Below are 25,872 nucleotides of genomic sequence, written 5' to 3'. Positions count from 1 at the left end.
TTTATATCTGAATTAAATATTTCTTGGCTAATTTATAAAATTCTTCGAGTTCTGACATGATCCAGTCCGCATCTTTTCCAAGTTCGGCCGCCATAAGCTCCGCTACCTTTGGCGCCATGTGCAAGGCAGCTTTCGCATCCAATAGCAAAATCCGGCACCTTCTGGAGAGGAAATCCTCCACGGTTTGGGCCATCTCCTCCCGTACCGCCCACACTACCTCTGCTCCTGTATAGGGATAATCCGGATGGATCGGTTGTGCCCATTCGGGATGGGATTCCTGTAACTTCCGAATGGTTGCCGCATCCGAACCATACAACTGCAGGGGACCCGCTTCCGGAAACTCCTGGTAACCATGTAAACGCCGGCCGGCCGACTTACTTTCCACGGGATTGATCCCATGCATTTTGTAATGCGCATCCACCGTGTCTTCCCCCATTTTTCGGAAGGTGGTCCACTTCCCCCCCGTAATGGTAATCAACTGGCTATCGGAAACGATCACCTTGTGGCTTCTGGAAATTTCCTTGGTCTTGGTACTGCCCTCCTTTGGCGCAGCCAGAGGCCTTAAGCCCGCAAAGACGGAAAGCACATCTTCTCTACGGGGTGCTTTTTCCAGGTACTGGCCGGCAGTCTCCAAAATAAAAGTAATCTCTGATGAGAGTGGCTGGGGCTCCATTTTCGGCTTTTTCCGCAAAGTATCCGTGGTGCCTACCACGAGTTTTCCCTGCCAGGGGACCGCAAAAAGAACCCGTCCATCGGACGTCTCCGGAATCATCAATGCATCGTTCCCTCCAAGGAACGACCCCTCCAATACCAAATGCACACCTTGACTGGGTTGAATCATCTTGGGTGCATCGGGTTGATCCATTCGGAGAATTTTATCGGCAAACACGCCGGTGGCATTCACTACTGTTTTTGCCTTCACCCGATAGTTTTTCTTGCCTATCAGGTCCCGAAACCGAAGCCCATTGATCCTTCCTGACGCATCCTTACTGAGTTCGGTGACTTTGGCATAGTTGAGCATGCAGCCACCCATATCGTCGCAGGTGCGGGCCAACATTAAAGCTAGTCGCGCATCATCAAACTGCCCATCGTGGTAGACGATGCCCCCACGAAGCTTTTCCATTCGGATTTTGGGCAGGCGACGTTGCGTCTCTTCCGGAGAAATAAAACGGGATTTTCCCAAACGTAGCCCCCCCGCCATCCAATCGTAAATCTTTAAGCCGATACCATATTTTAACCGATCGAACAAGGTATACAAGGGAATGACGAAGGGCTGATTTTCCGTGAGGTGTGGTGCATTTTTCAATAACCTCCCCCGTTCTTTCAACGCCTCGAACACCAATCCCACCTCTCCCTGAGCCAGGTAGCGCACGCCCCCATGCACGAGCTTGGTACTCCTGCTAGAGGTGCCCTTTGCAAAATCAGATTTTTCTAAAAGCAATACGCGAAGGCCGCGGGACAGCGCATCCAGGGCCACACCCAGCCCTGAAGAACCTCCTCCGATCACCACCAAATCCCAATTATCTCCTGATTCTTCTACCTTTTCTACCCGGGATAAATTCTTTTTTCTATTCATTCCATCATTTTTACCTCACTAAAGTAGTATAAAAGGAAACAAAAAGAAACAAAAAGAAATTTTTTCTTACCTTTATTGGAAAAGTAGTGCGCCTATGGTAATTGCAGAAAGACATAAGTTTATTCTGGACAAGCTGGAACAGGCCGGTTATGTTAGTGTAGCGGCACTGAGCAGGGAGATGAACGTAACCATGGTAACGGTCCGAAAGGACCTTAAAATACTCGAAGACAAGGGGTTACTTTTTCGCTCCCACGGAAGTGCCACCCCAGTAGCCCCTTACGTCAACGATAAACCTGTAAATGAAAAGCAGCTGGTGCAGGTAGAAGAAAAACGGGCGATTGCGCGGAAAGCAAGTAGTCTGGTAAACGCAAAGGACGCCATCATCATCGGTTCCGGCACCACCGTATTGGCCTTTGCCCGGGCCCTTCCGCGGGACCTGCCCCTCACGGTACTCACCGGAGCCATGAATGTCAGCATGGCACTTCTGGATTTTCCGGAGGTGGAAATTGTGCAACTGGGAGGTGTGGTACGAAAAAGCAGCAGCTCGGTGGTTGGTCATTATGCCGCCTCCATGATCGAGGATTTTGCCTGTAGCAAACTTTTTATCAGTGTGGATGGCATTGACCCGGAGTTTGGTCTCACTACCTCAAACATGATGGAAGCGCACCTGAATCATGTGATGATCCAAGCGGTACAAAAAACCATCGTACTTGCCGATAGCAGCAAGTTTGGAAAAAAGAGTTTCGGTAAGATCGCCGCACTTGAAGACATCGATACCATCATTGTCGACCAGGCACTTCCCAGTCATTACGTGCAGGTATTGGAAGACAAAGGGGTTGAGGTCTTATTGGTTTAACTGGTTGTTTTGTCAGGAGGGCTGCTCCCCGCCCCCGTTTCGGATTTGATAAACTGCTCCAGTTTCTGCTGGTACCCTGCCCTGCCGTCTTCGTAAATGGGGGTAAACCCCTGTTTTTCAGGGAATGTCTCCATGTGTAAGGTTTGGGTAGGAAACGCAAAGCGCACCTCCAGCTTGTTGGCCAGCCGAATCGCCGCCAAAATCAGGTCTTCTCGTGCCTTTAACTCCTCGGGCCAGGAGGGTACTTCAAAAAACACGTAAAACATGATATCCAGGCTGTATGCAGAAAGGTTATTCAGGTAAATATTGTAATAATCCTTTCGCGTTTTGGGGTGGTTTTGTACGATCCGGCGCAGGCCTTCCACAAACACTTCGATCAGTTCCGGCGGCGTATCGTAAGTGATGGTAATGGTGCTGTAAAAGCGTCTGTATTTCCGAAGACCATGGTTATCAACGGTAGCATCGGCGATTTTTCCATTTGGAATGTACATGAGTGAATTTCTGAACGTGCGGACCCGGGTAGACCGGAACCCTACCTCTTCCACGGTGCCGTCTACGTCCCCACTCGTGATCCAGTCTCCCACCTGAAACGGTTTATCGATAAAGATCATTACCGACCCGAAAAAGTTTTTGATGGTGTCCTGTGCCGCCAGGGCAAAGGCCAGACCGCCAATCGAAAGACCGGTCAAAAACGGAACGATATCAATTCGCAACCCATATTTCAAGACAAAAAGCGAGCCTACAATGATCACAAAGGCCTTAAGTGTCTTTCGCACCAGGGGCACCAGTTGATCATCCAGCGTAGAGGCAGTTTTTTCCGCCATCCGCTCCATGTAGCCAGAAAAGACATTCACCAATTTGTAAAAGATGATGGTGACGATAAACGGCTTTACGGCATTTAGAAAAATTGTTACCCAGGAAACAATGGAAATGGGCAATTGAAGTACCCGGACAAAAATAGCCAGTAGCAATACGATCAGGTAGATGCTTACAATCCGAGCTACGGGCAGCAGGTATTTTTTTGCAATGGTACCGTAACCCGAACGGACCAGCACGTAGTACAGCCCCCTATCTACCAAAAAGGTAAACAACCGATGGCTGGCAAAAACCAGCAGCAGGAGAAAAAAGAGACCAAAAAGCTGCCATAGGTGAAGCCCGAAATACACCTGACTGCCCAGTTTGGGAAGAAGTGTCAACAACTTATCCGTTCCATACGGATAGGTTTCCTTGTGCAAGGCTTTGATGTTTTGTACCGTGGTCGATGAAAATTTCCATTGATTCCCCACCTTTTCTAAATACACAGAAGGAAGGATAATTTCATCAAACACATAAATCTGCTGACTATTCCGCACCGAATCCCGGTAATTCGGAGCATTCGGAATTTCGTTCATGCGCACGTACACGCCATTTCCATCAAAAATCTGCTTGAGCATCACGGCCAATGCGGCGGCATTCTGTCCTTCGCTACCGACCATGTTCAGCGCTCCCGCTGAAATGTCCGGGTCATAGTTGCCTTCGTTCAGGTGGTAAAAAAAAGTATAGGTGCTGTGATAAGGCGTGCTGAAATTAGTATGATCTGTGGTATCTGGGAGGTAATTCACCCCGGTTTGGAAAGCGTGGGTGGCCGTAGAACCTACCCAAACCAAAAGTGCGAGAAAAAAACTGCACCTGGATACTGATCGATTTTTTTTCATTGGAGTCGTCGTCATAAAAATCGCGTTATAAGGGTATTTTGTATTCGTTTAGCCGATTCATGTAAACGGTGACCAGGCTGTATTCATTGGTACTTCCCGAAAATTCCACCCATAGGTCTCCGCTGACATTTACGGGCTTTTGGTTAATCAACGTCCCATCGCGGTTGTACAAGTAGGCAAAATCCTGCACCCGATCCAACACAGCAAAGATCTTATTTTCCGGACCGAAGGAGAAATACCGGTAATCCAGCTCTTCGGATAGAATGTCCAGGCCAAACAAGAGTCTTTCGTCTGGAGAAAGCACTTTCAATTGATTGTATTCCTTGATCACCCACACAAAATCAGAACCGTTTTGGTCGTTTACAAGGGAAAATCGGGTATCCCGATCCGGACGCAGCAATTGATTTCTGTAAGTAAGTTCGCCTTTAAAGTTCACTTTTACTACTTCTCCGGCATCGTTTATTGTTACCAACCTTGCCTGGCCTTCCACGATACCTTCTTCGATACCGTATGCAGTGGAGATACCCTCTCCCAGGACTATAGGCCCACCGGTCTTCGATTCGCCCCTACGACTGTACAAGCCGAGACTTCCGTTTGCGTGGAGCGCCACCATGAAGTCGCCAAGCCCGGGTACCCGGTGATGCGCAGGTGGGCTCGCCAGCATTCCCCGATTGGTCTGCTTGGGGGCCCAGTCATCCAACAGCTCTCCGGTTCTGGAATACAGGTAAAGATTGCCCTGCTGATCGGCCACAAAAAACCGGTAATCCCGGCTATTGTCGTAATCCAGTACGTTCAGGTGCGCGATATTCACGCCTTCTTCGAAATGAATGGGAAAGCCCGGAAGCAGGTTACCGTACCGATCCAATGCATACACGAGGTTTTGGGTGGCGAAAACCAATTGCAACTTCCCATTTTCATAGAAATCGATCTGAAATACGTCCGAGATAATTTCACCCGGAATCCGCTGAGTAAAAACCAACTCCCCTTCGTTCGTGAGTAAATGAACAAAATAATCTTCATCCTGAACCAAAAAATCCGTACTCCTATCGTTGTAGTTTTGTAAGCCCGCCGGCCCGTAAATCAGCGGTTTGTCAAATGCTGAACTCCTGCTTTCTGTGAGAATGAGTGAGCGACTTGCTGCCTTTTCTTCGAAATTTATGGCCAGATCGATCGCTAGTTTACCACTTTCCAAAAAGGAAACAGACAACCAATCAAACGATCCAAAGACCTCGGCATATTTTTGAAACAAAGCCGCCCAGGACGGATCGCTGTTGCCAGTCAATGCCGGAAAAAACCGGTCATTGTTTAAAAAAAAGCGAATGGGAGCCCTGGCTTGCTGCTTTAACTGTTCCTGTTGCCAGATGGATTTGCCCCAGGTATTATCCTGATACACATCATCTAGCAGATTTCTGAGGGTACGCAAGCTATTGGCGAAGACCAGCTGTCCGTTTACAGCGGCGAAGTAAGTCTTTGAAAATCCGGTGAAATTTCCGCTAAATAGGTGTGCTGGAAATTCTTCGAGATCCAGCAAAACCACCTCAGTACCCCGGTAGTAATCTCTAAAGACCGTTGTTGAATCGTTTTGGTTTACCGCCAGGGAATAGGAATTTAGGTGCTCAAGGGATCCAAATGGATCATTTGTGCCAAGGATCAACAATTGTCTCGGCGATTCCTCCAGCAATCCCTCCTCGATGACAAGTACGGTCTGTCCGGTGATCGTCCTTCGAAAATTTTGGATTTCCGGACTGTTTTCCAACTCCGCCTGTAGCACGGGTTTTGCTGAGAAGGATGGATTCGTAATCCTTTCGAAATCTGTCAAATCTGACATCCAATAGCTACTGACGAGCATTGATCGGTTGCTAATCAGGGAATTCATTTCCTGAGACACCTCCGAAATCGCCGCTTCCGAACCCAATTCTTGTAACGTTCCTGCTACAAAAAAGTCTCCCCTGAATTCTATAGCGGCATCGGAAAATCCTGGGATGAGGTTTGCAGAAAAATCGCCTGCGCGCAGGTCTTCTACAAGTTTATTGGAACTGCCAAGGGTTACTTCCTGAATAAAATTAGCAAAATTTTTCCCGGACAGGTGCACCAGCCCCTGAGGTGGCAGTTCGGAGTCCTTCGAAAATAAGTGGGGGAAGGTTTCTTTGAAGTTTTTCAGACCCTCCGACTGTGCATAACGAATCGCATCTTCTACCAGAAAAGAATGGTAGCTACCTAGCAATACGTTGTCAACTATCGCATAAGTAAACCGCTTCTCTCCATTTTCTAGGGAGATTTCAAAGAGGGAGATGCCACTGTAACTCCGTCTTTTGACCTCCCCCCCCTGGTTTTTGAATTTCTGTTCCAGGTTTTTTATGAAAGGAAGGAATTCCCGGTTTGTAAAGGCTGTGGCAGCGAGGAAGCCGAATGTTTGCTTTCCCAACGGATGGAGGGAAAGTCGAAACCGCTGCCCCTTCAAAAACTGGTGTAGGTTACCTTGATTTCCGGTGATATTGTCCAGAAATACCAATTGGGATTCGAGTTGTTGCAAACCAGCGAATTGATGCAATTTTTCCCATACCGGCTGTTGCACGAGGGAATTCCAAAACCCCACGGGATCATCTGTTTCAAAGACAAATACCGCATTGGGGGGTATCATCTCGGTACCTTCCCATTGATCGTCAAAATAGCCTGTTTTCAGCATTAGAAACGCTGCAACTCCCAAAACCAAGATCAATAAAATTACCAGTAAGTTTTTTAATTGGCTCACGTTATCTACGGTTAAACCTCACCCAAAACAACAAAAAAATCCCAACGTGTGAAAGTTGGGATTTCATAAGTTTACTAAGCGAAAGGATTAGTTGGCAGATAATTTATCAAGTACGGCCATTACCTCCTTCACGTGTGTGCGGGATACTTCCAAAAGTGCTTTCTCCTCGTTATTCAGATCCAGCTCAATAACCTTTTCAATGCCGTTTTTACCCAAAATCACAGGCACTCCAAGGTAGCAGTCATCGATCCCATATTCCCCATCCAACTTGATACAAACCGGAAAAACGCGTTTTTGATTTTTTACGATCGATTCCACCATTTGTGCGGCGGCAGAACCTGGCGCATACCATGCAGAGGTGCCCATCAGCTTGACTAACTCGCCCCCGCCAAACTTGGTACGCTCGATGATGGCATCCAATTTGTCCTTGGCGATCAGTTCTGTCACCGGGATCCCAGCAACGGTCGTGTATCGGGGAAGGGGAACCATGGTATCCCCGTGTCCACCCATGAGAATTGCTTGAATTTCTTTCGGAGAAATATTGAGTTCTTCAGCTAAAAAAGCCCGGTATCGCGCCGTATCCAGGATACCCGCCATGCCCATGACCTGTGTTTTTGGCTTTTTGGAGGTAATATGTGCCTGATAAGTCATCACGTCCAAGGGGTTGGAAACGATGATGATAATGGCATCTGGAGAGTGTTTAATCACGTTTTCGGTAACCATTTTCACGATTCCCGCATTGGTTTCGATCAGGTCATCCCGGGTCATGCCAGGCTTTCGCGGCAAACCGGAAGTGATGACCACTACGTCAGAACCCGCGGTTTTTGAGTAATCATTGGTGCTACCAATGGTCCGGCTATCGTACACATTAATGGGTGCTTTTTGCCAAATATCCAGGGCTTTCCCTTCGGCCACCCCTTCTTTGATGTCTACCAAAACGATTTCCTCGGCTATTTCTCGGTAAGCCAAAACATCTGCACATGTTGCGCCTACATTCCCGGCTCCGACTACGGTTACTTTTGTCATTTTTTATAATCGGTTTAGATTGTTATTTTTTCAAAATTTGCGCTAAGATATTAAAGAATGCGCTTTATACGAAGGAATATCCCGAATTATTCGAACATCTGCCCCAGGTTAAAAAACCCATAGGAGTTTCTGTAGGAGGAGAATAATTGCTGGTTCGTTTGGTTGTAAAAGGCCGCAAGCGCCGTCATCATTTTCGCGCGTATTTTTTGATTGTTTTGAAAAATATCCAGTATCGCATAGTTGGGAATCACCCATAAAATCGCCTCCTCGGTACTGACGATCGCGGTGTAAATTCGTTTGGAATCGGCCAGCATCGAGTTCTCTCCAAAAGGATTGCCTTCCTTTAGTTTGATGATGGTTTCAAAGGTTCCGCGAATGTCGATGTTCAGCGTGACTTCTCCTTTTTCTAAAATATACAGCGCCTGACTGGGATCGTTTCGAAAAAAAACCACCTCGTCTCGCGCGTATTTTCGTTGGTGAATGGCTGGTAAGAATCGGGACAGCTCTTCGTAGCTCAGGTCCCGAAAAAATCTGGCCTTTTCCAAAAACGCAAACTGCTTCAACTCCGTTGCGCTGTATTTCTTTTTAAACGGATTCACCATTTTGTTTCTTTTTAAAATATACTACCTCACGTGTCGCACCGGTCAATTTAAACCGATCGTCTATCCGATATCCTACTACCCACGCTATTTCTCCTCCGGAACATAGCACTTTTACCTGATTTTTCGTAATCAGGGGAACTTTCAAATCGATCAGAAAGTCGCTCACCTTTTTAAACTGCCGCATGCCCAAAGGCCTGAAGCGATCTCCTTGCTGCCAATTTCTCAGAAGGAGGGGAAATTCAAGCAACTGCTTGTCCAACTGGGCATTTTCAGGAGACCGGTCCAGCTGCCAATCTCCTTTCAACTGGATGATTTCGTAGGTACGCCGTTCATCCGCCCTGAACGAGATGGCATGCTGTTCGAGTTCGATAGATTCCGCCCTACTGCTTTCCTTCCCCAAAATTAAGTTTTCCCGGTCGACGTTAAGCATCCATTCGCCTGAAAAAAAACACTTCCCGGAAGCATTTTCCTCCATGGCTTGCAATATTTCCAGCACCTGCCCATAGACAAACCCCTTATTTCTCAACCAATAAAAAAGAAGCGAGGCCTTCCCCGGCACGCCCTGCAGGCTGGAAAAAGGGAGGTATTCAACGGGGAATTCCTGCACCACGTTTTTTTTCCGCCATTGCTCAAAAAAATAAAAAAAAGCTTTTCCTGTATCTTTTATTCGCTCGAAACTAGTGCGCATGGACTCCGGTCCACTGGGATCCCTTTTTTCCACTACCGGAATCAATTCATGGCGCAGGTAATTCCTTTTGTAAATGGTCTGACTATTGCTACTGTCTTCCCGCCAATCCAGTGCGTTTTCCTCCAAAAAGGCTACGATTTCAGCTCGCTTAAATGGTAACAGTGGCCGGAAGATATAGTCCCGGCGCTCCGACATCCCGTACAGTCCCTCGATGCCTGTTCCCCGCATGAGGTTAAGCAGAATGGTTTCGAGCTGATCGTCTGCATGGTGGGCCAGGAGCACCCCATGCGTGTTTCGCGCCGCGTGCATCTGAGCGAACCACTGATACCGCAACTCCCTGGCAGCCATTTGAAGGGACAGTCCCTGCTCCTGCATGTAGGGTTCCGGCGCAAAATCACGGACATGGAGCACAAGCCCCAAACGATCCGCCAGTTTCTGCACAAATGCTGCATCGCCGTCGCTTTCCTTTCCACGCAAATGGAAGTTGCAGTGCAGTAACTCAAAATCAAAGCCAGCCCGATGCATCAGGTGCGCAAGAGCCACACTGTCTGCTCCTCCGCTGATTGCCAAAAGATACCTGTTGTGGACATCTAAAATGTTATTTTCCCGTACATGTTGGATAAATCGGCTGAGCATAACTCAAAAATACCATTTTATATTAATTTTGATCCGGAAATACATGCGAATGACACAAAACAACTTATTTTTACTGGGCATTTGCTTCCTGCTGGGCTGGCAATCGGCCCAAAGTCAAACCGAACAAAGCCGGTTAGAAATCCTTCATGCCGACGCGCTTCGGAAAGGAAAAGGTTATGACCGGCTGCTGGACAGCGTGGTGATGAAGCACAAAAACTCCCTTATCTATTGTGACTCGGCGCATTTTTACGGACAAGATCAACTGGCCAAACTGTTTGGAAACGTAAAAATCGAAAACCAGGAAGACTCGGTCACTGTCACCAGCCGCTATGCCGAATACGACGGGGAAACACAACTTGCCAAACTACGAACAAATGTGGTATTGGTCAACGAAGGAACCACTCTTTATACGGATTTTTTGGATTACAACCGGGAAACAGGTGTGGCCAACTATTACAACACCGGCATGGTAAAGGACAGTATCAATACCCTTACAAGCCAACGGGGCGTCTACGAAACCCGGGACGAAAAAATCACCTTCAGGGATAAAGTAGTTTTGGAGAACCCCGACTACACCATGAAGTCAAAAATACTCTACTACTTCACCCTGACCAAAATCGCCGAAACAGAAAAATTGACAAACATCCTTTCCAAGGAGGGCGACAAACTCAACGCGCAACGGGGGAGCGTTTACGATACCGAAAACAAAATTTTTCGGTTTTACGATGGAAATGTGGAATCGGAAAACAGTGTTGTTTCGGGAGAAATCCTCTATTACGATGAAAATGCCAAGTATTTTGAGGCCAGAGAAAACGTGAGCATCTTCAACAAGGAGCAGAACGTGGAAGTGTTTGGTGAGGAAGGGAAGTACTGGGAAGACCTGCAATATTCCAGGGTGTACGGCCGGGCGCTGGTCCGCAAGTACTTTGAAGCCGATACCCTGTTTATGATCGCCGACACCCTCGTTACCCAGGACAGCGATGTTCCCGAGGACCGCTACATGCTGGCTTATCCGGATATGCGGATGATCAAGTCAACGCTCGCGGGTAGGGCAGATTCCATGGCCTACACCTATGCAGATTCTACCGTGTACCTATTTTCCGATCCAGTATTATGGAACAATAAGAGCCAAATCACGGCAGACAGCATCCGCTTTTTACTGGCTAACGAGGAAATTGACCGGGCTTTGTTGGTCGACAATGCCTTTGCCATTACCCGGGATACTGTAGCTAACTTCAATCAAATCAAGGGTAGAAAAATGACCAGCTATTTTGCTGAGGGAGACATCGAGTTACTGGACGTGGAAGGAAACGGCGAATCATTGTACTTTGCCCTGGAAAATGACACCACATTTAAGGGACTTAATAAACTGCTTTGCGGCAGAATAATCATGGAGTTTCAGGAAGGAACCGTTTCCCGAATTAGTCATTCGATCAAACCGGAAGCCTCGTTTACACCTCCTCACCTGATCGAGGTCGACCAGAAACAACTGAAAGGATTTACCTGGCGATCCGAGGAAAGACCCGACCGGCAACGCATTGATGATTGGAGGACACCCAAAAGAAGGGAAAAAAAACCTTATAGTTACTTTGACGAACCCGACGTCATCCTGCCCCTTCCGGATGAGGATGAACTGCAAAAACGTATAGATAATTTCTATTAATTATCTGTTAAATGACATTTTTTTGAAAAAGGAGCAGCCTAAAAACCATTTTTTAACGGTTGTCCAGAAAAAAAATTTTATAAAGGTTAACATTTTTTAACCCCTTTGTGCGTAAAATGTGGAACCAATTAAGTATTTTTATACGTATATACTAACAGAGAATAGAAAAAACGGAATCCTATTGATTTAAACTTTACATGAAATTTTTGCTCGCACTTGTCTTCACCCTAACCCTGTTTATTCAGCAACATGCTGAAGCGAGGCAGGTGCGTGTGCTTAGCGAGAGGGTAGAGTTCAACGGGAAGGTAAATACTACGCAACGAAAATCCCTTATTCTCCAAAACGAATCCGAAGAATTGTCGGTATATTACCTGCGTTATTTACGTGGAAATATTGGCTCTTCCCAGAATATCCAGGTTTGCCTGGGGGACAATTGCTATGACCCCAGAAAGGACCTTTCCCAGATCAAACTTACGTTGAAACCGGGAGAAATTTACACGGACTTGTACATCGAATTTGAATTGGGAATCATTCCGACCAAGGGTACATTTGATCTGCATTTTTTTAACAGCGCTACCACCCGGGATTCGTTCATTATCGAAAGTGTGTATAGCGTCTCCGGTGAAAATCCCTTGGAAGAAGTGAGTCACAAAGATGTGGATATGGGAAGCATCTACCCAAACCCCAGTGTCCGGTCCGCTCAACTTGATTACAAAATTAAAAACCCTGCTGCCAACGTACGGGTGGTCATCAATAGCTTCATCGGCAACCCCATTTATGACTTCAGTCTGGATCCGGTTCAAGAGACACTGGTCATTCCGGTCACGGATTTAAATCCAGGCACCTATTTTTATACACTCATTGTCGACAATAAAAATATTGTCACCAAAAAACTCTACGTTAAAAGGTAAGCGAAACTGCTGCAGTAGGCGTTCCCTTGAAAACCAATTATTAATCCCTTATATTTGCAGGCTACATGATAAAATCAACACCATACGTTCTTGTATTACTACTGGCAGTTCTACTTTCCGGCTGTGGAGAGTTTTACAAGTTAGAGAAGAGTACCAATTGGGATGAGCTGTACGAAGCGGCAAACCGGTACTATGATCAGGGCGATTACAACAAGTCCATCATTCTATACGATCGGGTGCTGCCCGTAATCAAAGGCAGTGGAAAGGCGGAATTAGCAGAATTTAATTATGCCTATGCGCATTTCCGTACAAAACGGTACATCGAATCTGCCGGTTATTTCAAAACCTTTTTTGATACGTACAACCGATCTCCCATGGCCGAAGAGGCGCTTTTTATGCATGCGTACTCGCTCTACCTGGATTCTCCCGATTACAACCTCGACCAGCGTAGTTCACGGGAAGCGGTAAATTCCATTCAGTTATTTATGAATCGGTACCCGGAATCCGACTCCTACGAGCGGGCCATTTCCATGATCGATGACCTACAGAAAAGGTTTGAAGAAAAAGCCTTTGAAGAGTCCAAAATGTACTACCGCCTCACCGAAGGGCTTTTCCCGGGAGAATTCTACCGAGCGTGCATCATTAACTTTCAAAACTTTGCCAAGTCCTATCCCGATAGCGATTACAACGAAGAGCTGGCGTTTAAGCTGGTGGAAGTCAGTGCTGCGTATGCAGAACGAAGCGTTTTTGACAAGAAGGAAGAGCGTTTGAAGCAATCCATCGAATTTGCACAGGACTTTTCCCAAAAATATCCTGAGAGTAGCTTTGTTAAAAAAGTAGAAAACATCAAAAGTAAAACCACTACCGAGCTGGAGTCTCACTACCGGTTGAAAGAACAATACGAAGCCCGTTCTGCGGAAGCGCGAAAGCTTCGTGAGGAGGAAGAGAGAAATCAGGCAGCTACGGAAGCATTGCGAAACACAGAAAACTAAAAATAAACAATCATGGCGGTTAATCCATCAATAGTAACCAGAGACCTGGATAAAGTGGCCGAAAAATCAGGCAACCTATACGAATCCATCTTTGTGATTTCACAACGGGCAAAGCAGATTTCTTCTTCCATGAAGGAGGAATTGAACAACAAGCTATCCGAATTTGCTTCCACTGTGGACAACTTGGAGGAAGTATTCGAGAACAAAGAGCAGATTGAGATTTCAAAGTTCTACGAACGGATGCCCAAACCCAGCACCCTGGCGATGGAAGAGTTCATGGAAGACAAAGTAATGTTCAGGTACCCGGAAGAGGAAACCGAATCCTAACATGTCGTCACTTTCCGGCAAACGCATCTTACTCGGGGTTACCGGAGGAATTGCTGCCTACAAGGCGGCACACTTGATTCGATTGCTTGTCAAAGAGGGGGCAGAAGTGCAGGTCATTGTGACTGCTTCTGCCCTCGACTTTATCACGCCACTAACCTTGGCTACCTTGTCGAAAAATCCGGTGTACCGGGATTTTTTTGATAAAAACACAGGAGCATGGAACAACCACGTGGAGTTGGGAAATTGGGCCGATCTACTGGTGATTGCACCGCTGTCTGCGAATACGCTGAGCAAGCTGGTGAGTGGTCAGAGTGATAACTTGCTTTTGTGCACCTACTTGTCCTGTACCTGCCCCATACTGGCAGCTCCCGCCATGGACCTGGATATGTACCGTCATCCCGCTGTTCGTCAAAACCTCAGCGCCTTAGCGGCATACGGTGCCCACGTGATGGAAGCGGCTAGTGGGGAGCTGGCCAGTGGGCTGAATGGACAAGGCCGAATGCCTGAACCAGAAGAAATCGTATCCCGCATATACCAGCTGCTTTCCCCCTCCTCCTCGCTCAACGAAAAATCGGTATTGATTACAGCCGGACCAACCCGTGAAGCCATTGATCCGGTCCGCTACATCAGCAACCATTCCAGTGGTAAAATGGGAATTGCGCTTGCCGATATAGCCGCTGCGAGAGGTGCCCGCGTCACCTTGGTATTAGGTCCGACCAACCTGCGGCCCAGCGATCCAGCTGTGCAAGTAATGCCTGTCACAACGGCGCTGGAGATGTACGAAGCAGCCGAAACCGCGCACGCACAATCGGATGTAGCGATCTTTACCGCAGCGGTCGCTGACTACCGACCGGAGAACCCATCGCTAGCAAAGATTAAAAAAAAGGAGGCACACTTACACCTTTCCTTAATCAAAAACCCCGATATCGCGGGTGCCTTGGGAAAGAAAAAAACAACCCGGCAAATACACGTCGGTTTTGCACTGGAAACGGACGAAGGGTACCGCAGTGCCGAAGGCAAACTGGCCTCCAAAAACTTTGACTTCATCGTATTGAATTCCTTGCTTGATCCGGAAGCTGGATTTCAGAAAGACACCAACCAGGTCACTTTTTTCAGTGGCAACGAAAAAAGTGAAAAGACACCGGTGCTAAAAAAAGATGAATTGGCATCCCTCATCCTGGATAGAGTTGAAGCTCGCATTCGGGAAACCGAAGCCGATACAAAACGTTTAAACGCTTAGACAAACAAACAAGCCCAAACCGATGACGCGCTACCTGGTACTTTTCGGATTCCTTGCGATGGGATTTTTGCCCGGTGCGAGCCAGTGCCAGCAACTCAACTTCACCGTTACCATCAACAGTGAGCGGGCAAGGACCCAGGACCGGGACATTTTTGAACAGATGAAGTCCTCCTTCGAACAATTTTTAAACGGACGAACCTGGACCGACGATGAGTACAAACCCGAAGAACGCATCAAGGGAAATTTACTGATTACCATCAATGACATGCCGCAGGTGGGCCTTTTTTCTGCCACCGTCCAGATCCAGACGGTACGGCCCATTTACGGATCCAACTACGAGAGCCTGATGTTGAATTTTGCCGATCGCAACTGGACCTTCGAATACGTAGAGTCCCAGCCGCTGGAATTCAATCAGTTTTCCTTCCTGAACAACATTACTTCACTGCTAGCCTACTATGCCTACATCGCCATAGGGTTGGACTACGATTCCTTTGCTCCAAGGGGAGGGGATCCGTATTTTGAAACTGCCAATAACATCGTCGCAAATGCCCAGCAGTCCTCCAGACCGGGCTGGAACCAAAACCCATCCGATAAACGAAACCGCTACTGGCTAGCCAATGAGTTGTACAATTCGCAGGTAATGGTACCAGTAAGGGATGCGTACTACCTTTATCACCGAAAAGGGCTCGACTTGCTGACCTCCAAACCAGAGGAAGGTTTCGAAAACATCCTCCAGGCGATAAAAATGGTGGAAGAAGCCAATCAGGTACAGCCCAATAGCATCCTCACGATCAGCTTCATGGATGCAAAATCGGATGAAATAAGTAAGCTCCTAAAATCCGCTCCGGATGAAATCAAAGAGGAAGCCGTTGAGGTATTGTTGAAAGTCGACCCCAACAACGCCCGAAAATACAATGATATTTTAAAAGGATAATCCTCAATTTTGGTTAATTTTGACTCCTTAAACGAAACCAGAACAGCATGTTAACCAACCTTAGCATAACGAATTATGCTTTGATAGAAAAATTGGAGATGAACCCCTGCCCGGGACTGAACATGATAACCGGAGAAACGGGCGCGGGTAAGTCTATCATGTTAGGGGCCGTTGGCTTATTGCTGGGCAACAGGGCCGATACTAAAGCCCTGTTTGACGAAAGCAAAAAATGCATCATCGAAGGTGTAGTCGCCATACAAAGTTACGGGTTGAAGTCCTTTTTTGATCGGGAAGAATTGGATTACGAGACCACTTGCATCATTCGCAGAGAAATTGCCCCTTCGGGCAAATCCCGGGCCTTTATAAACGATACGCCGGTAAAGCTGGATGTCTTGAAAGAGCTGGGAAAAACCCTTATGGACATTCATTCCCAGCACGAAAACCTACTCCTGGGAGCTTCCGTGTACCAATTGTCCCTGGTAGACGCCTTTGCTACCACCAAGGGTGAAAAAGCGCTTTACAGCGAACAGTACGGGCATTTCCAGACCCTGAAAAAAAAGGTGCGGGCATTGGAACAGGAGATGCTAGGCTTGCAACAGGAAGCCGACTACAACCAATTTCAGTTGGAAGAACTATCCGCCCTCAATCTGGAAAAAGGGGAACAAGTCCGGCTTGAATCGGAGGAAGAACTCCTAAACCACGCCGAAGAAATAAAATCCCAGGCCATGGAAGCCCTGGGATACCTGGATCACGATGAAATGGGCGCCCTCCAAATGCTGGGTTCTGCCAAACCCCATTTTCACTTTCTGAGCAGATTTGGAAAGGAGTTTGAGGATTTAAACCAACGCTTTACCAGCCTGCTGATTGAGTTGAAGGACATCGCGGAAAGCCTATCAACGGAAGAACAACGGATGGAGGTGGATACGGAACGATCCGAATGGATCCGTGAGCGCCTAAGTAAAATTTACCAACTACAAAAAAAGCACGGGCTACAGACGGATGCCGAACTAGTCGACCTGGCTGCCACACTTGCAGACAAGGTGTTTCGGGCCGATCACCTGGAGGAAGCCCTCGATCGAGAAAAAGCGGCACTGGAAGAGGCCCGAAACGCACTCATGGACGCAGGCCAGCGCCTTTCTGAAAAGCGCCTGGGTGTTTTCAGCAGCTTCAGCGAGGAACTACAAGCATTGTTGGCTCAACTAGGAATGGAAAATGCCCGAATCGAAATCCAACGCAAGGAAATCCCTGCCAATGAGTCTGGAATCGACGAAATCGAGGTTCTGTTTTCGGCAAACAAGGGCATATCTCCACAACCCATAGGGCAGGTCGCGTCCGGGGGTGAGTTTTCTCGCCTGATGTTTGCGATCAAATACGTGATGGCCGATAAAATGGCCTTGCCCACACTGATCTTTGACGAAATCGATTCGGGTATCTCCGGAGAGGTAGCACTTCAGATGGTACGCATGATGCAAAAGATAGCAGAAAAACACCAGGTTATCTGCATCAGCCATTTGCCTCAGGTAGCGGCAAAAGGCGAAAAGCACTACTTCGTCTACAAGGACAACAGTGCCAAAAAAACCGTCAGCAAGATAAAATTGCTGAACGAGGAGGAACGGCTCCTTGAAATTGCCACGATGATTTCCGGGTCCAATCCATCCATTACCGCTTACGAAAATGCCAGGGAATTGCTTGGCAAATAAAGCCCCCCTTGATCGTAATTTTCAAAAACTAGAAAGTTTACACTAGAATTAGTTAAATTTGTAAAATATTATTTAATCCAAGAAAGAAAATCAAAACTAAAATATGCCTGAGAACTTATTAAAAGGAAAGAAAGGAATTATTACCGGAGCCCTGGATGAGAATTCAATCGCCTGGCAAGCGGCGCTGAAAGCCAAAGAGCAAGGAGCGAAATTTGTACTTACAAATGCGCCCATCGCCATGAGAATGGGTGCCATCAAAGAACTGGCCGAGCATTGCGATACCATAATCATCCCAGCAGATGCCACTTCCGTGGAGGATATCGAAAAACTTTACGACGAAGCGAAAGAATATCTGGGAGGGAATTTTGATTTCCTTTTGCATTCCATCGGCATGTCGCCCAACGTGAGAAAAGGCAAGCCTTATGGCGACCTGAACTACGAATGGGTTCAGAAATCCTACGACGTGTCCGCAATATCGTTTCATAAAATGCTACAAGTAGCCGAGAAAAAAGATATATTAAACGAGTGGGCTTCTGTGGTGGGATTGAGCTACATTGCTGCTCAACGGGCGTTCCCCTTTTATTCTGATATGTCGGAAGCCAAAGCGATTCTGGAAAGCATCGCTAGAAATTATGGATTAAGGTACGGAAAGCTCAAGAAAGTCCGCGTCAACACCATTTCCCAATCGCCGACCAAAACAACGGCTGGATCCGGAATCGGGGGATTCAACGATTTTTACGATTTTGCGGACATTGCTTCCCCTCTGGGAAATGCCTCGGCCGCATCCTGCGCTGAATACATCGTGACCCTGTTTTCTGACTTCACACGGATGGTCACCATGCAAAACCTCTTCCACGACGGAGGCTATTCCTCCAGCGGCATTACTCAGGAGTTAATCGATGTTTTCATGGAAAAAAAATAGTCCAAAGTAAAAAGCCGCCCTACGACCAATCGAAGGGTGGCTTTTTTATTTAACGAGATTTGGGTCTTATGCTTTTTCGATTTGTTCGGCCAGCCAGTCCCCTACCTCTGAGGTCTTGTAAGCAACCTCACCCTCGGCCAGGTCTTCTGTAACTATTCCCTTTTCCAGAGAAAGGTTCACCGCATCGGATATGGCTTTCGCTTCATCCATTAGTTCAAACGCATACTCAAACATCATGGCCGCCGAAAGTACGGTTGCCAGGGGGTTGGCGATGTCTTTGCCTGCTGCCTGGGGATAGGAGCCGTGGATCGGCTCAAATAACTTCGTATTGACTCCCAGGGAGGCCGACGGCATCAGCCCCATGGACCCACTAATCACCGAAGCTTCGTCTGTCAGTATGTCTCCAAACAGATTTTCCGTAATCAGCACATCATAGGCCTTGGGCCATTGAATCAGCCGCATGGCCACGGCATCTACAAATTCGTATTCCACGGTCACATCCGGATATTCAGGAGCCAATCGCTGGACCGTTTCCCTCCACAACCTGGAAGTAGCCAACACATTGGCCTTATCCACACAGGTGAGATGTTTTCTTCGCTTTTGGGCAAATTCAAATCCCATTCGGGCAAGGCGCTCGATCTCTTCTACTGAATACACGCAAGTATCAAATGCCTTGGTCCCCTGCTCGTTTCGACCTCTTGGCTCTCCAAAATAGATACCTCCGGTAAGCTCCCGAAGAAAAACCAAATCCGTTCCCTCAATGCGGTCACGCTTGAGGGGCGATTTATGAACCAGGGAGGGAAAAGTAAACGTGGGGCGTACGTTCGAAAACAATCCCAGTCGTTTTCTCATCTCCAACAAGCCCTGCTCCGGACGAACCTTCGCACTGGGGTCATTGTCAAACCGAGGATCACCTATGGCTCCAAAGAGTACTGCATCTGCCTGCAGACAGACCTGATGCGTCTCTTCCGGATACGGATGGCCGACGGCATCAATGGCCGCAGCTCCAGTAATTGCCTCTTTAAAAGTGATGGTATGTCCAAATTTTTTCCCGATTGCCTGGACTACTTTTACCGCCTGTGCGATTACTTCCGGTCCAATACCGTCACCAGGCAATAGGGCTATATTCATTTCCATAGGGATTCTTTTTTTCTGTTTTGTTACTGTTTTTTATTTGTTCGATGATGTTTAGCATTTTCTCGGTGGCTTTCATCGCGGCGATCGTTTGGTCGCTATCCAGACCTTTCGTCTTAAAGATTCGTCCATCAAGGTCCCAGGTAATCACGCATTCGACAAAGGCATCCGTCTTTCCTCCGGGAGGAATACTGATTTGGAAATCCGTCAGCTTGGGGAGTTCTTTGTTTAAAGATTTGTAAATCTTCTTCAGGGCCTTCATAAAGGAATCGTATTGCCCGTCCCCGGAAGCATTCTGCTCGTAAAACTCGTGGAATATTTTTACGCGCAACTGAACCGAAGGTTTTAGGCCCTTGGAATGAACCATGTGGTACCCGTCGATGACAATGTCCCGGTGTATGGAGTTGTTTTGCAACACATCTGATATGATGTACGGCAAATCCTCCGTAGTCACCCGCTCTTTTTTGTCACCCAGTTCGATGATCTTTTGGGTCACCTTGGCCAATTCATCCGGCTCCAGCGAGATTCCCAGCTCCACCAGGTTTTTTAAGATATTGGCCTTGCCCGAAGTCTTTCCCAGTGCATACTTCCTGGTTCTGCCAAACCGCTCGGGTAGCAAGTCACTGAAATACAGGTTCTTTTTGTGGTCTCCATCCGCATGAACGCCTGCCGTTTGGGTAAACACATTCTCACCTACCACCGGCTTATTTGCTGGAATTCGTAAGCCGGAAAATTGTTCGATCAATTTACTAATACGGTATATTTTGGTTTCCTGTATGTTTAAACCGAAATTGGTAAAATCCTGAATAACGGCTACGATCGACTCCAGAGGTGCATTTCCGGCGCGTTCCCCCAGTCCGTTCACAGTAGTATGAATGCCTTTGGCTCCTGAATTCACCGCGGTTAGCACATTGGCCACGGACAAATCGTAGTCGTTGTGCGCATGAAAGTCAAAGTGCATGTCTGGAAACTCGGTACAAATCAATCCCAAAAACTCCTTTACCTCTTCGGGACACAACAGCCCCAGGGTGTCCGGCAGCATGATGCGTCTTACGGGTAATTCGGAAAGAAACCGGATCATGGACATCGCGTATTCCCGGGAATTCCGCATACCATTGCTCCAATCTTCCAGGTACACGTTTACTTCGATCCCCCTTTCTTCCGCGTACTGAATACAATCGGCAATCTCCTCGAAATGAACTTCCGGGGTCTTTTTCAATTGATGGGTGAGGTGGTTGAGTGAGCCTTTTGTGAGCAGATTCAACACCTTGGCTCCGGCATCCACCATCCAATCCACGGACTTGGGTGTGTCCACAAAGCCCAACACCTCTACTTTGTCCAAATACCCTTTTTCGGAAGCCCAATGTGTAATCTTTTTTACTCCCTCCAACTCCCCTTCCGAAACCCGGGCAGAGGCCACTTCGATGCGGTCCACCCGCAACTCTTCCAGTAAAAGTTTGGCAATCTGCAACTTTTCTGAAGGGAGGAAGGACACACCAGAAGTTTGCTCACCATCCCGAAGGGTGGTGTCCATGATTTCAATATTCATTTCTCTACTCATACCCAGTCCGTTAATCATTCCTTCGTTGGTTTCCCAAAAGCTTTTGGCTCGTTACCTTTCGGCCTCAAATACCTGTATCTCCTCCTGCAGGTTCAACAAATAATCTATGTCATCAAATCCGTTTTTCATATTTTGCTTTTTGTACGAATTGATGTCAAAATTTTCCGACTTCCCGGTTGCCAAAAGCGTAATTGTCTGCGTGTTGATATCCACCTCCACTTCGGTGCTGGGGTCTGCCTCAACGGCTGCAAACAGCTCGTCGGCAAACTCCGATGATATGGTCACGGGCAACACCCCGATATTCAGGCAGTTGTTTTTAAAGATGTCGGCAAAAAAACTGGAAACCACACAGCGGAACCCGTAATCGTAAATGGCCCACACCGCGTGTTCCCGGCTAGACCCCGAACCAAAATTTCTACCCGCAAGCAGAATTTTACCTTCGTAGGTGGGGTCATTCAGCACGAAATCGGGTTTCGGATTTCCTTCGCTGTCGTAACGCCAATCGCGAAACAGGTTGTCCCCGAACCCTTTCCGTTCGGTTGCTTTCAAAAACCTGGCCGGGATGATCTGATCCGTATCCACATTTTCGGACGAAAGGGGAACCACCCTGCTCGTCAGTATATCAAATTTATCGTATGCCATGTCTTATTTTTCTAATGCTAATTCCTCAATCAAATCCCGTGGGTCGGTAATTTCTCCAGTAATCGCTACTGCAGCCACTGTCAGTGGGGAAGCCAATAGCGTCCGGCTACCCGGTCCCTGCCTGCCTTCAAAATTACGGTTGGAGGTAGACACCGCGTACTTGCCGGAAGGGATCTTGTCGTCGTTCATCGCCAAACAGGCGGAACAGCCCGGCTGCCGGAGCTTAAAGCCCGCTTCCTCCAATATTTGCACCAGACCCTCTTCGATGGCCTTCTTCTCGACCTCCCTGGAACCAGGTACAATCCAGGCCGTGATTCCATCTGCCTTCTTTTTACCTTTAACAAAGTTGGCAACGGTACGAAGGTCTTCAATACGGCCATTCGTACAACTACCCACAAAAACGTAGTCAATTTTTTTCCCCTTCATCGGCTCGCCGGGCTTAAATCCCATGTACTCAAGCGACTTGAGGTAAGACTTCTTCACGCTTTCCTTCATGCCATCGGTGGTAGGAATGCTGTCCTTCACCTTTACGCCCATACCGGGGTTGGTCCCGTAGGTAATCATCGGTTCGATATCCACCGCATTGTATTGGTATTCCAGATCAAATTCTGCTCCATCATCGGTTTGGAGGGTTTTCCAATGTGCTACCGCCTGGTCCCAGGCATCCCCTTTGGGTGCAAAGTCTTTCCCTTTGAGGTACGCAAAGGTGGTCTCATCAGGAGCAATCAATCCCCCCCGGGCTCCCATTTCGATGCTCATGTTACAAATCGTCATGCGGGCTTCCATACTTAGGGAGCGAATCGCACTTCCCGCATATTCGATAAAATATCCGGTACCGCCACTGGCGGAAATCTGGGCAATGATGTACAAAATAATGTCCTTGGAGGAAACACCCGGGCCTAGTTCTCCATCCACGGTGATGCGCATCTTCTTCGGCTTTGCCTGCATGATACACTGGGTAGCCAGGACCATTTCCACCTCGGATGTACCGATACCAAAAGCAATCGTACCGAAGGCCCCGTGGGTAGAAGTATGGCTGTCCCCACAAACGATGGTCATCCCTGGCTGGGTAATACCCAGTTCGGGCCCTATTACGTGGACAATACCGTGATGATCGGAGCCCAGGTCATGAAGTTCTATTCCATGCTTCTTGCAATTTTGCCGGAGCTTTTCCACCTGCATCCGGGAAAGCTGATCCTTGATGGTCTTGTCCTGATCGATGGTGGGCACGTTGTGGTCCGGCGTTGCCACCGTTCGTTCCGGAAACATGACCTTAACCCCTCGTTTCTCGAGGTTTAGAAATGCGACCGGACTGGTGACTTCATGGATAAAATGCTTATCGATGAAAAATACGTCCGGACCATCTGGGATAGATTTGATCACATGTGCGTCCCAAATCTTATCAAATAATGTTTTCTTCTCCATTATGGTTACATTTTTGTCAGTATCACTTGACAGGTAATTTGTTTAATGCATCAAGAAAGGCCTTTGCAGACGCCAATACGATGTCCGTTTCTGAGCCAAAACCGTGGTAGGGCTTGCCTTCGTGCATCAGACGCATGTGTACTTTGCAAATATCATCGCTACCCTTGGTAATCGCCTGAATCAGGAATTCATCCAAAATCACTTCCTGCGGGATCAATTGCTTGATGGACTTGATGACCGCGTCCACCGGGCCGTTGCCTTTTGACGCACCTTTCTTAAGCTCATCGCCGATATTCAGAATTACCTCGGCTTGTGCCTCTTCTCCCTCCTTTCCCTGGTAGGAAATCTCTTCCAGGGCGATAAAAGGGGAATGCTCCAGGTGCTCACCCAACAAAGAAAGCAGGTCTTTTCTGCCGATGTCTCGTTTGGAATCGGCAAGGACCAGAAAATCTTCGTAGATCTCATCCAACTTCTCCTTATCGAATTCGTAGCCGAGCAATTTCAGGTGATGTTTCAGCGCGGCTCTACCGCTCCGGGCGGTCAGCACAATCGACGACTCTTCCACGCCGACATCTTTGGGGTCGATGATTTCGTAATTCTCCCGGTTTTTGAGTACCCCATCCTGGTGTATCCCGCTGGAATGCGCAAAGGCATTTCTACCGACAATGGCCTTGTTTGGCTGTATCGGCATGTTCATCAGCTTGGAAATAATCCGGCTGGTTTCGTAGATTTTTTTTGTGTTGATATCCGTGTAGACGGGTATTTCCTGGTGACTTTTGATCGCCATCACTACCTCTTCCAGGGAGGTATTTCCGGCGCGCTCTCCGATCCCGTTCATGGTTACCTCCACCTGCCGGGCACCATTCAAGACACCGGAAAGACTATTGGCGGTAGCCAGACCCAGGTCGTTGTGGCAGTGAGTAGCAATGATGGCCTGATCGATGTTGGAAACATTTTCTTTCAGGTGGCGAATGATGTTGCCGTACTGCTCGGGAAGGCAGTACCCCGTCGTATCCGGGATGTTTACTACCCGCGCTCCGGCTTTGATCACTGCTTCCAGCACACGTACCAGAAATTCCGGCGATGCCCTACCCGCATCTTCTGCGTAAAACTCCACTTCCTCCACCAGGTTCCGGGCAAATTTCACTGCCTTAACGGCTTTCTCCAACACGGCTTCCGGAGTACTGCGGAGCTTGTGTTGGATATGGTACCCGGACACACCGATACCCGTGTGAATACGGCTTTTTTTTGCGTACCGAAGTGCCTCAGCGGCTACCTCGATGTCTTTTTCAACCGCCCTGGAAAGGGCGCAAATGGTGGGTTCCGATACCGCCTTGGATATTTCTACAACGGAATTGAAATCCCCGGGGCTGGATATTGGAAATCCAGCCTCAAGAATATCAACACCCAATGCCTCCAAAGCCTTGGCTACTACAATTTTTTCCCTGGTATCGAGCTGACATCCCGGCACCTGTTCCCCATCTCGTAGAGTGGTATCAAATATCCAAAGCTTTTCTGACATAGGTCAATTTAATTATTTTCCGGGCGCAATTTACGTACCGTAGCACCCGCCTGCCACATTTCTGATTCTCTAAGTTCTTTTAACTCCTCTTCCAGCTTAACGCGGTAATCGGACTTGCTATTGGATTCGATCGATTTGGCGGCCTCTTTACCTGTTTTCACACTGTTGTAAAGTTCCTCAAAAACAGGCTTGGTGGCATCCCGAAAGGGTTTCCACCAATCCAGGGCACCTCGCTGGGCTGTAGTCGAACAATTGGCATACATCCAATCCATGCCGTTTTCTGCTACCAGAGGCATCAGACTTTGGGTGAGCTCTTCTACGGTTTCGTTAAAAGCCTCTGAGGGAGAATGCCCGTTGGCACGCAACACCTCGTATTGAGCCGCGAAGATTCCCTGAATGGCCCCCATTAGTGTACCCCGCTCTCCGGTCAGGTCGGAAGTAACTTCTTTGTAAAAATCCGTCTCAAACAAATAGCCGGACCCTACGCCAATACCCAATGCCACTACACGATCCCGGGCATTGCCGGTTGCGTCCTGGTAAATGGCAAAGGAAGAGTTCAACCCCCTGCCTTCAACAAACATTCTTCGCAATGAAGTTCCGGAGCCCTTAGGCGCCACCAATATTACGTCCACATCTTTTGGAGGGATAATTCCCGTTTGGTCCTTATAGGTGATCCCAAAACCGTGGGAGAAATACAGCGCTTTGCCCGGAGTCAGGTGTTTCTTTACGGTTGGCCACAAGGCAATTTGACCTGCATCCGAAAGCAAAAACTGAAGAATGGTACCCTTTTCGCAGGCTTCCTCCAGCTCAAACAAGGTTTCTCCCGGCACCCAGCCATCCGCTATGGCTTTGTCCCAGGTTTTGGAACCTTTTCGCTGGCCAACAATCACATTGAAACCATTGTCTTTGAGGTTTAAGGCTTGGCCAGGTCCCTGCACACCGTATCCAAGCACGGCTATTACTTCGTCTTTTAGTACTTCTTTGGCTTTTTCAAGAGGAAATTCTTCTCTTGTTACGACATTTTCTTCAACGGTACCGAACTTCAGTTTCATAATTATCGAGTAAAATT

At 47.8% G+C, this 25,872-nt stretch carries 21 protein-coding genes; 9 read left to right on the top strand and 12 right to left on the bottom strand.

Annotated elements, in window-relative coordinates; translation table 11 throughout:
* Position 1 precedes the first annotated feature (1 nt).
* Positions 2-1,576 (bottom strand): glycerol-3-phosphate dehydrogenase/oxidase, encoded by a 1,575-nt coding sequence (locus tag BMW71_RS09225; RefSeq protein WP_092172497.1) that lies wholly within the window; start codon positions 1,574-1,576, stop codon positions 2-4.
* A 94-nt stretch (positions 1,577-1,670) separates the two neighbouring features.
* Between BMW71_RS09225 and BMW71_RS09220 the strand changes: the two genes are divergently transcribed.
* A complete protein-coding gene (locus BMW71_RS09220; RefSeq protein ID WP_092172494.1) occupies positions 1,671-2,432 on the top strand; it encodes a DeoR/GlpR family DNA-binding transcription regulator in 762 nt (253 codons plus the stop codon).
* On the opposite strand, the gene BMW71_RS09215 is transcribed toward BMW71_RS09220, so the two are convergent.
* The 5 genes from BMW71_RS09215 to tilS all read right to left on the bottom strand — a co-directional run bounded on the left by BMW71_RS09215 (position 2,429) and on the right by tilS (position 9,830).
* Entirely contained in the window at positions 2,429-4,141 is a 1,713-nt protein-coding gene (locus BMW71_RS09215) for a mechanosensitive ion channel family protein (RefSeq protein WP_244891126.1), read from the bottom strand. The two genes, BMW71_RS09220 and BMW71_RS09215, sit on opposite strands and share 4 nt — an antisense overlap.
* Before the next feature lie 10 nt (positions 4,142-4,151).
* Entirely contained in the window at positions 4,152-6,878 is a 2,727-nt protein-coding gene (locus BMW71_RS09210; RefSeq protein WP_092172488.1) for a hypothetical protein, read from the bottom strand.
* A gap of 87 nt (positions 6,879-6,965) precedes the next feature.
* Positions 6,966-7,904, bottom strand: a complete 939-nt coding sequence (gene mdh, locus BMW71_RS09205) for a malate dehydrogenase (protein WP_092172485.1) — start codon at positions 7,902-7,904, stop codon at positions 6,966-6,968.
* 86 nt (positions 7,905-7,990) lie between these two features.
* Positions 7,991-8,506: a Crp/Fnr family transcriptional regulator gene (locus tag BMW71_RS09200; RefSeq protein ID WP_092172482.1), complete on the bottom strand. Its 516-nt coding sequence runs from the start codon at positions 8,504-8,506 to the stop codon at positions 7,991-7,993.
* Positions 8,490-9,830 (bottom strand): tRNA lysidine(34) synthetase TilS, encoded by a 1,341-nt coding sequence (tilS, locus tag BMW71_RS09195; RefSeq protein WP_092172480.1) that lies wholly within the window; start codon positions 9,828-9,830, stop codon positions 8,490-8,492. Before tilS ends, BMW71_RS09200 begins: the two co-directional genes overlap by 17 nt.
* Positions 9,831-9,879: 49 nt before the next feature.
* Here tilS and BMW71_RS09190 point away from each other — a divergent pair, with 49 nt between their 5' ends.
* The 8 genes from BMW71_RS09190 (at position 9,880) to BMW71_RS09155 (ending at position 18,519) form a co-directional block, all read left to right on the top strand.
* On the top strand, positions 9,880-11,493 hold the full coding sequence (locus tag BMW71_RS09190; RefSeq protein ID WP_092172477.1) for an OstA-like protein: 1,614 nt from the start codon (positions 9,880-9,882) through the stop codon (positions 11,491-11,493).
* A gap of 197 nt (positions 11,494-11,690) precedes the next feature.
* Positions 11,691-12,404, top strand: a complete 714-nt coding sequence (locus BMW71_RS09185) for a T9SS type A sorting domain-containing protein (protein ID WP_092172474.1) — start codon at positions 11,691-11,693, stop codon at positions 12,402-12,404.
* A 65-nt stretch (positions 12,405-12,469) separates the two neighbouring features.
* Positions 12,470-13,396 carry an outer membrane protein assembly factor BamD gene (locus tag BMW71_RS09180; protein ID WP_092172471.1) on the top strand — a complete coding sequence of 309 codons (927 nt, stop codon included), beginning with the start codon at positions 12,470-12,472 and terminating at the stop codon, positions 13,394-13,396.
* 12 nt (positions 13,397-13,408) lie between these two features.
* Complete coding sequence (locus tag BMW71_RS09175) at positions 13,409-13,723, top strand: DNA-directed RNA polymerase subunit omega (RefSeq protein ID WP_092172468.1); 315 nt, start codon at positions 13,409-13,411, stop codon at positions 13,721-13,723.
* Position 13,724: 1 nt separating this feature from the next.
* Positions 13,725-14,963: a bifunctional phosphopantothenoylcysteine decarboxylase/phosphopantothenate--cysteine ligase CoaBC gene (gene coaBC / locus BMW71_RS09170; protein WP_092172465.1), complete on the top strand. Its 1,239-nt coding sequence runs from the start codon at positions 13,725-13,727 to the stop codon at positions 14,961-14,963.
* A 58-nt stretch (positions 14,964-15,021) separates the two neighbouring features.
* Positions 15,022-15,897 carry a type IX secretion system protein PorD gene (porD, locus tag BMW71_RS09165; RefSeq protein WP_177179611.1) on the top strand — a complete coding sequence of 292 codons (876 nt, stop codon included), beginning with the start codon at positions 15,022-15,024 and terminating at the stop codon, positions 15,895-15,897.
* Between the two features lie 47 nt (positions 15,898-15,944).
* The gene (recN, locus tag BMW71_RS09160) at positions 15,945-17,597 is read left to right on the top strand and encodes a DNA repair protein RecN (RefSeq protein WP_092172458.1); all 1,653 of its coding nucleotides are present in this window, start codon (positions 15,945-15,947) and stop codon (positions 17,595-17,597) included.
* A 103-nt stretch (positions 17,598-17,700) separates the two neighbouring features.
* The gene (locus BMW71_RS09155) at positions 17,701-18,519 is read left to right on the top strand and encodes an enoyl-ACP reductase FabI (RefSeq protein ID WP_092172455.1); all 819 of its coding nucleotides are present in this window, start codon (positions 17,701-17,703) and stop codon (positions 18,517-18,519) included.
* A 66-nt stretch (positions 18,520-18,585) separates the two neighbouring features.
* Here BMW71_RS09155 and leuB read toward each other — a convergent pair whose 3' ends face one another.
* Genes leuB through ilvC form a run of 6 tightly spaced genes read right to left on the bottom strand, consistent with a single transcriptional unit; the run spans position 18,586 to position 25,855 of the window.
* Positions 18,586-19,656: a 3-isopropylmalate dehydrogenase gene (leuB, locus tag BMW71_RS09150; RefSeq protein WP_092172452.1), complete on the bottom strand. Its 1,071-nt coding sequence runs from the start codon at positions 19,654-19,656 to the stop codon at positions 18,586-18,588.
* Positions 19,625-21,214: an alpha-isopropylmalate synthase regulatory domain-containing protein gene (locus BMW71_RS09145; RefSeq protein WP_092172835.1), complete on the bottom strand. Its 1,590-nt coding sequence runs from the start codon at positions 21,212-21,214 to the stop codon at positions 19,625-19,627. The genes leuB and BMW71_RS09145 overlap by 32 nt, the downstream gene beginning before the upstream one ends.
* Before the next feature lie 51 nt (positions 21,215-21,265).
* Complete coding sequence (leuD, locus tag BMW71_RS09140; protein WP_092172449.1) at positions 21,266-21,856, bottom strand: 3-isopropylmalate dehydratase small subunit; 591 nt, start codon at positions 21,854-21,856, stop codon at positions 21,266-21,268.
* A gap of 3 nt (positions 21,857-21,859) precedes the next feature.
* Positions 21,860-23,281 carry a 3-isopropylmalate dehydratase large subunit gene (gene leuC / locus BMW71_RS09135; RefSeq protein WP_092172447.1) on the bottom strand — a complete coding sequence of 474 codons (1,422 nt, stop codon included), beginning with the start codon at positions 23,279-23,281 and terminating at the stop codon, positions 21,860-21,862.
* Positions 23,282-23,303: 22 nt separating this feature from the next.
* Complete coding sequence (locus tag BMW71_RS09130; protein ID WP_092172444.1) at positions 23,304-24,803, bottom strand: 2-isopropylmalate synthase; 1,500 nt, start codon at positions 24,801-24,803, stop codon at positions 23,304-23,306.
* Between the two features lie 8 nt (positions 24,804-24,811).
* Complete coding sequence (gene ilvC, locus BMW71_RS09125) at positions 24,812-25,855, bottom strand: ketol-acid reductoisomerase (RefSeq protein ID WP_092172441.1); 1,044 nt, start codon at positions 25,853-25,855, stop codon at positions 24,812-24,814.
* Positions 25,856-25,872 lie beyond the last annotated feature (17 nt).

Source organism: Cyclobacterium xiamenense, assembly GCF_900109255.1.
GTDB lineage: Bacteria > Bacteroidota > Bacteroidia > Cytophagales > Cyclobacteriaceae > Cyclobacterium > Cyclobacterium xiamenense.
This window is presented reverse-complemented; position numbering and strand designations above follow the sequence as displayed.

Excerpts from the sequence above, each read along its gene's own strand:
- tilS (WP_092172480.1), bottom strand. The coding sequence starts at position 9,830 with ATGCTCAGCCGATTTATCCAACATGTACGGGAAAATAACATTTTAGAT.
- leuB (WP_092172452.1), bottom strand. The coding sequence starts at position 19,656 with ATGGAAATGAATATAGCCCTATTGCCTGGTGACGGTATTGGACCGGAA.
- BMW71_RS09155 (WP_092172455.1), top strand. The coding sequence starts at position 17,701 with ATGCCTGAGAACTTATTAAAAGGAAAGAAAGGAATTATTACCGGAGCC.
- BMW71_RS09130 (WP_092172444.1), bottom strand. The coding sequence starts at position 24,803 with ATGTCAGAAAAGCTTTGGATATTTGATACCACTCTACGAGATGGGGAA.
- BMW71_RS09145 (WP_092172835.1), bottom strand. The coding sequence starts at position 21,214 with ATGAGTAGAGAAATGAATATTGAAATCATGGACACCACCCTTCGGGAT.
- leuD (WP_092172449.1), bottom strand. The coding sequence starts at position 21,856 with ATGGCATACGATAAATTTGATATACTGACGAGCAGGGTGGTTCCCCTT.
- leuC (WP_092172447.1), bottom strand. The coding sequence starts at position 23,281 with ATGGAGAAGAAAACATTATTTGATAAGATTTGGGACGCACATGTGATC.
- recN (WP_092172458.1), top strand. The coding sequence starts at position 15,945 with ATGTTAACCAACCTTAGCATAACGAATTATGCTTTGATAGAAAAATTG.
- BMW71_RS09185 (WP_092172474.1), top strand. The coding sequence starts at position 11,691 with ATGAAATTTTTGCTCGCACTTGTCTTCACCCTAACCCTGTTTATTCAG.
- coaBC (WP_092172465.1), top strand. The coding sequence starts at position 13,725 with ATGTCGTCACTTTCCGGCAAACGCATCTTACTCGGGGTTACCGGAGGA.
- BMW71_RS09200 (WP_092172482.1), bottom strand. The coding sequence starts at position 8,506 with ATGGTGAATCCGTTTAAAAAGAAATACAGCGCAACGGAGTTGAAGCAG.
- BMW71_RS09220 (WP_092172494.1), top strand. The coding sequence starts at position 1,671 with ATGGTAATTGCAGAAAGACATAAGTTTATTCTGGACAAGCTGGAACAG.
- BMW71_RS09225 (WP_092172497.1), bottom strand. The coding sequence starts at position 1,576 with ATGAATAGAAAAAAGAATTTATCCCGGGTAGAAAAGGTAGAAGAATCA.
- BMW71_RS09175 (WP_092172468.1), top strand. The coding sequence starts at position 13,409 with ATGGCGGTTAATCCATCAATAGTAACCAGAGACCTGGATAAAGTGGCC.
- mdh (WP_092172485.1), bottom strand. The coding sequence starts at position 7,904 with ATGACAAAAGTAACCGTAGTCGGAGCCGGGAATGTAGGCGCAACATGT.
- BMW71_RS09215 (WP_244891126.1), bottom strand. The coding sequence starts at position 4,141 with ATGACGACGACTCCAATGAAAAAAAATCGATCAGTATCCAGGTGCAGT.
- BMW71_RS09190 (WP_092172477.1), top strand. The coding sequence starts at position 9,880 with ATGACACAAAACAACTTATTTTTACTGGGCATTTGCTTCCTGCTGGGC.
- porD (WP_177179611.1), top strand. The coding sequence starts at position 15,022 with ATGGGATTTTTGCCCGGTGCGAGCCAGTGCCAGCAACTCAACTTCACC.
- ilvC (WP_092172441.1), bottom strand. The coding sequence starts at position 25,855 with ATGAAACTGAAGTTCGGTACCGTTGAAGAAAATGTCGTAACAAGAGAA.
- BMW71_RS09180 (WP_092172471.1), top strand. The coding sequence starts at position 12,470 with ATGATAAAATCAACACCATACGTTCTTGTATTACTACTGGCAGTTCTA.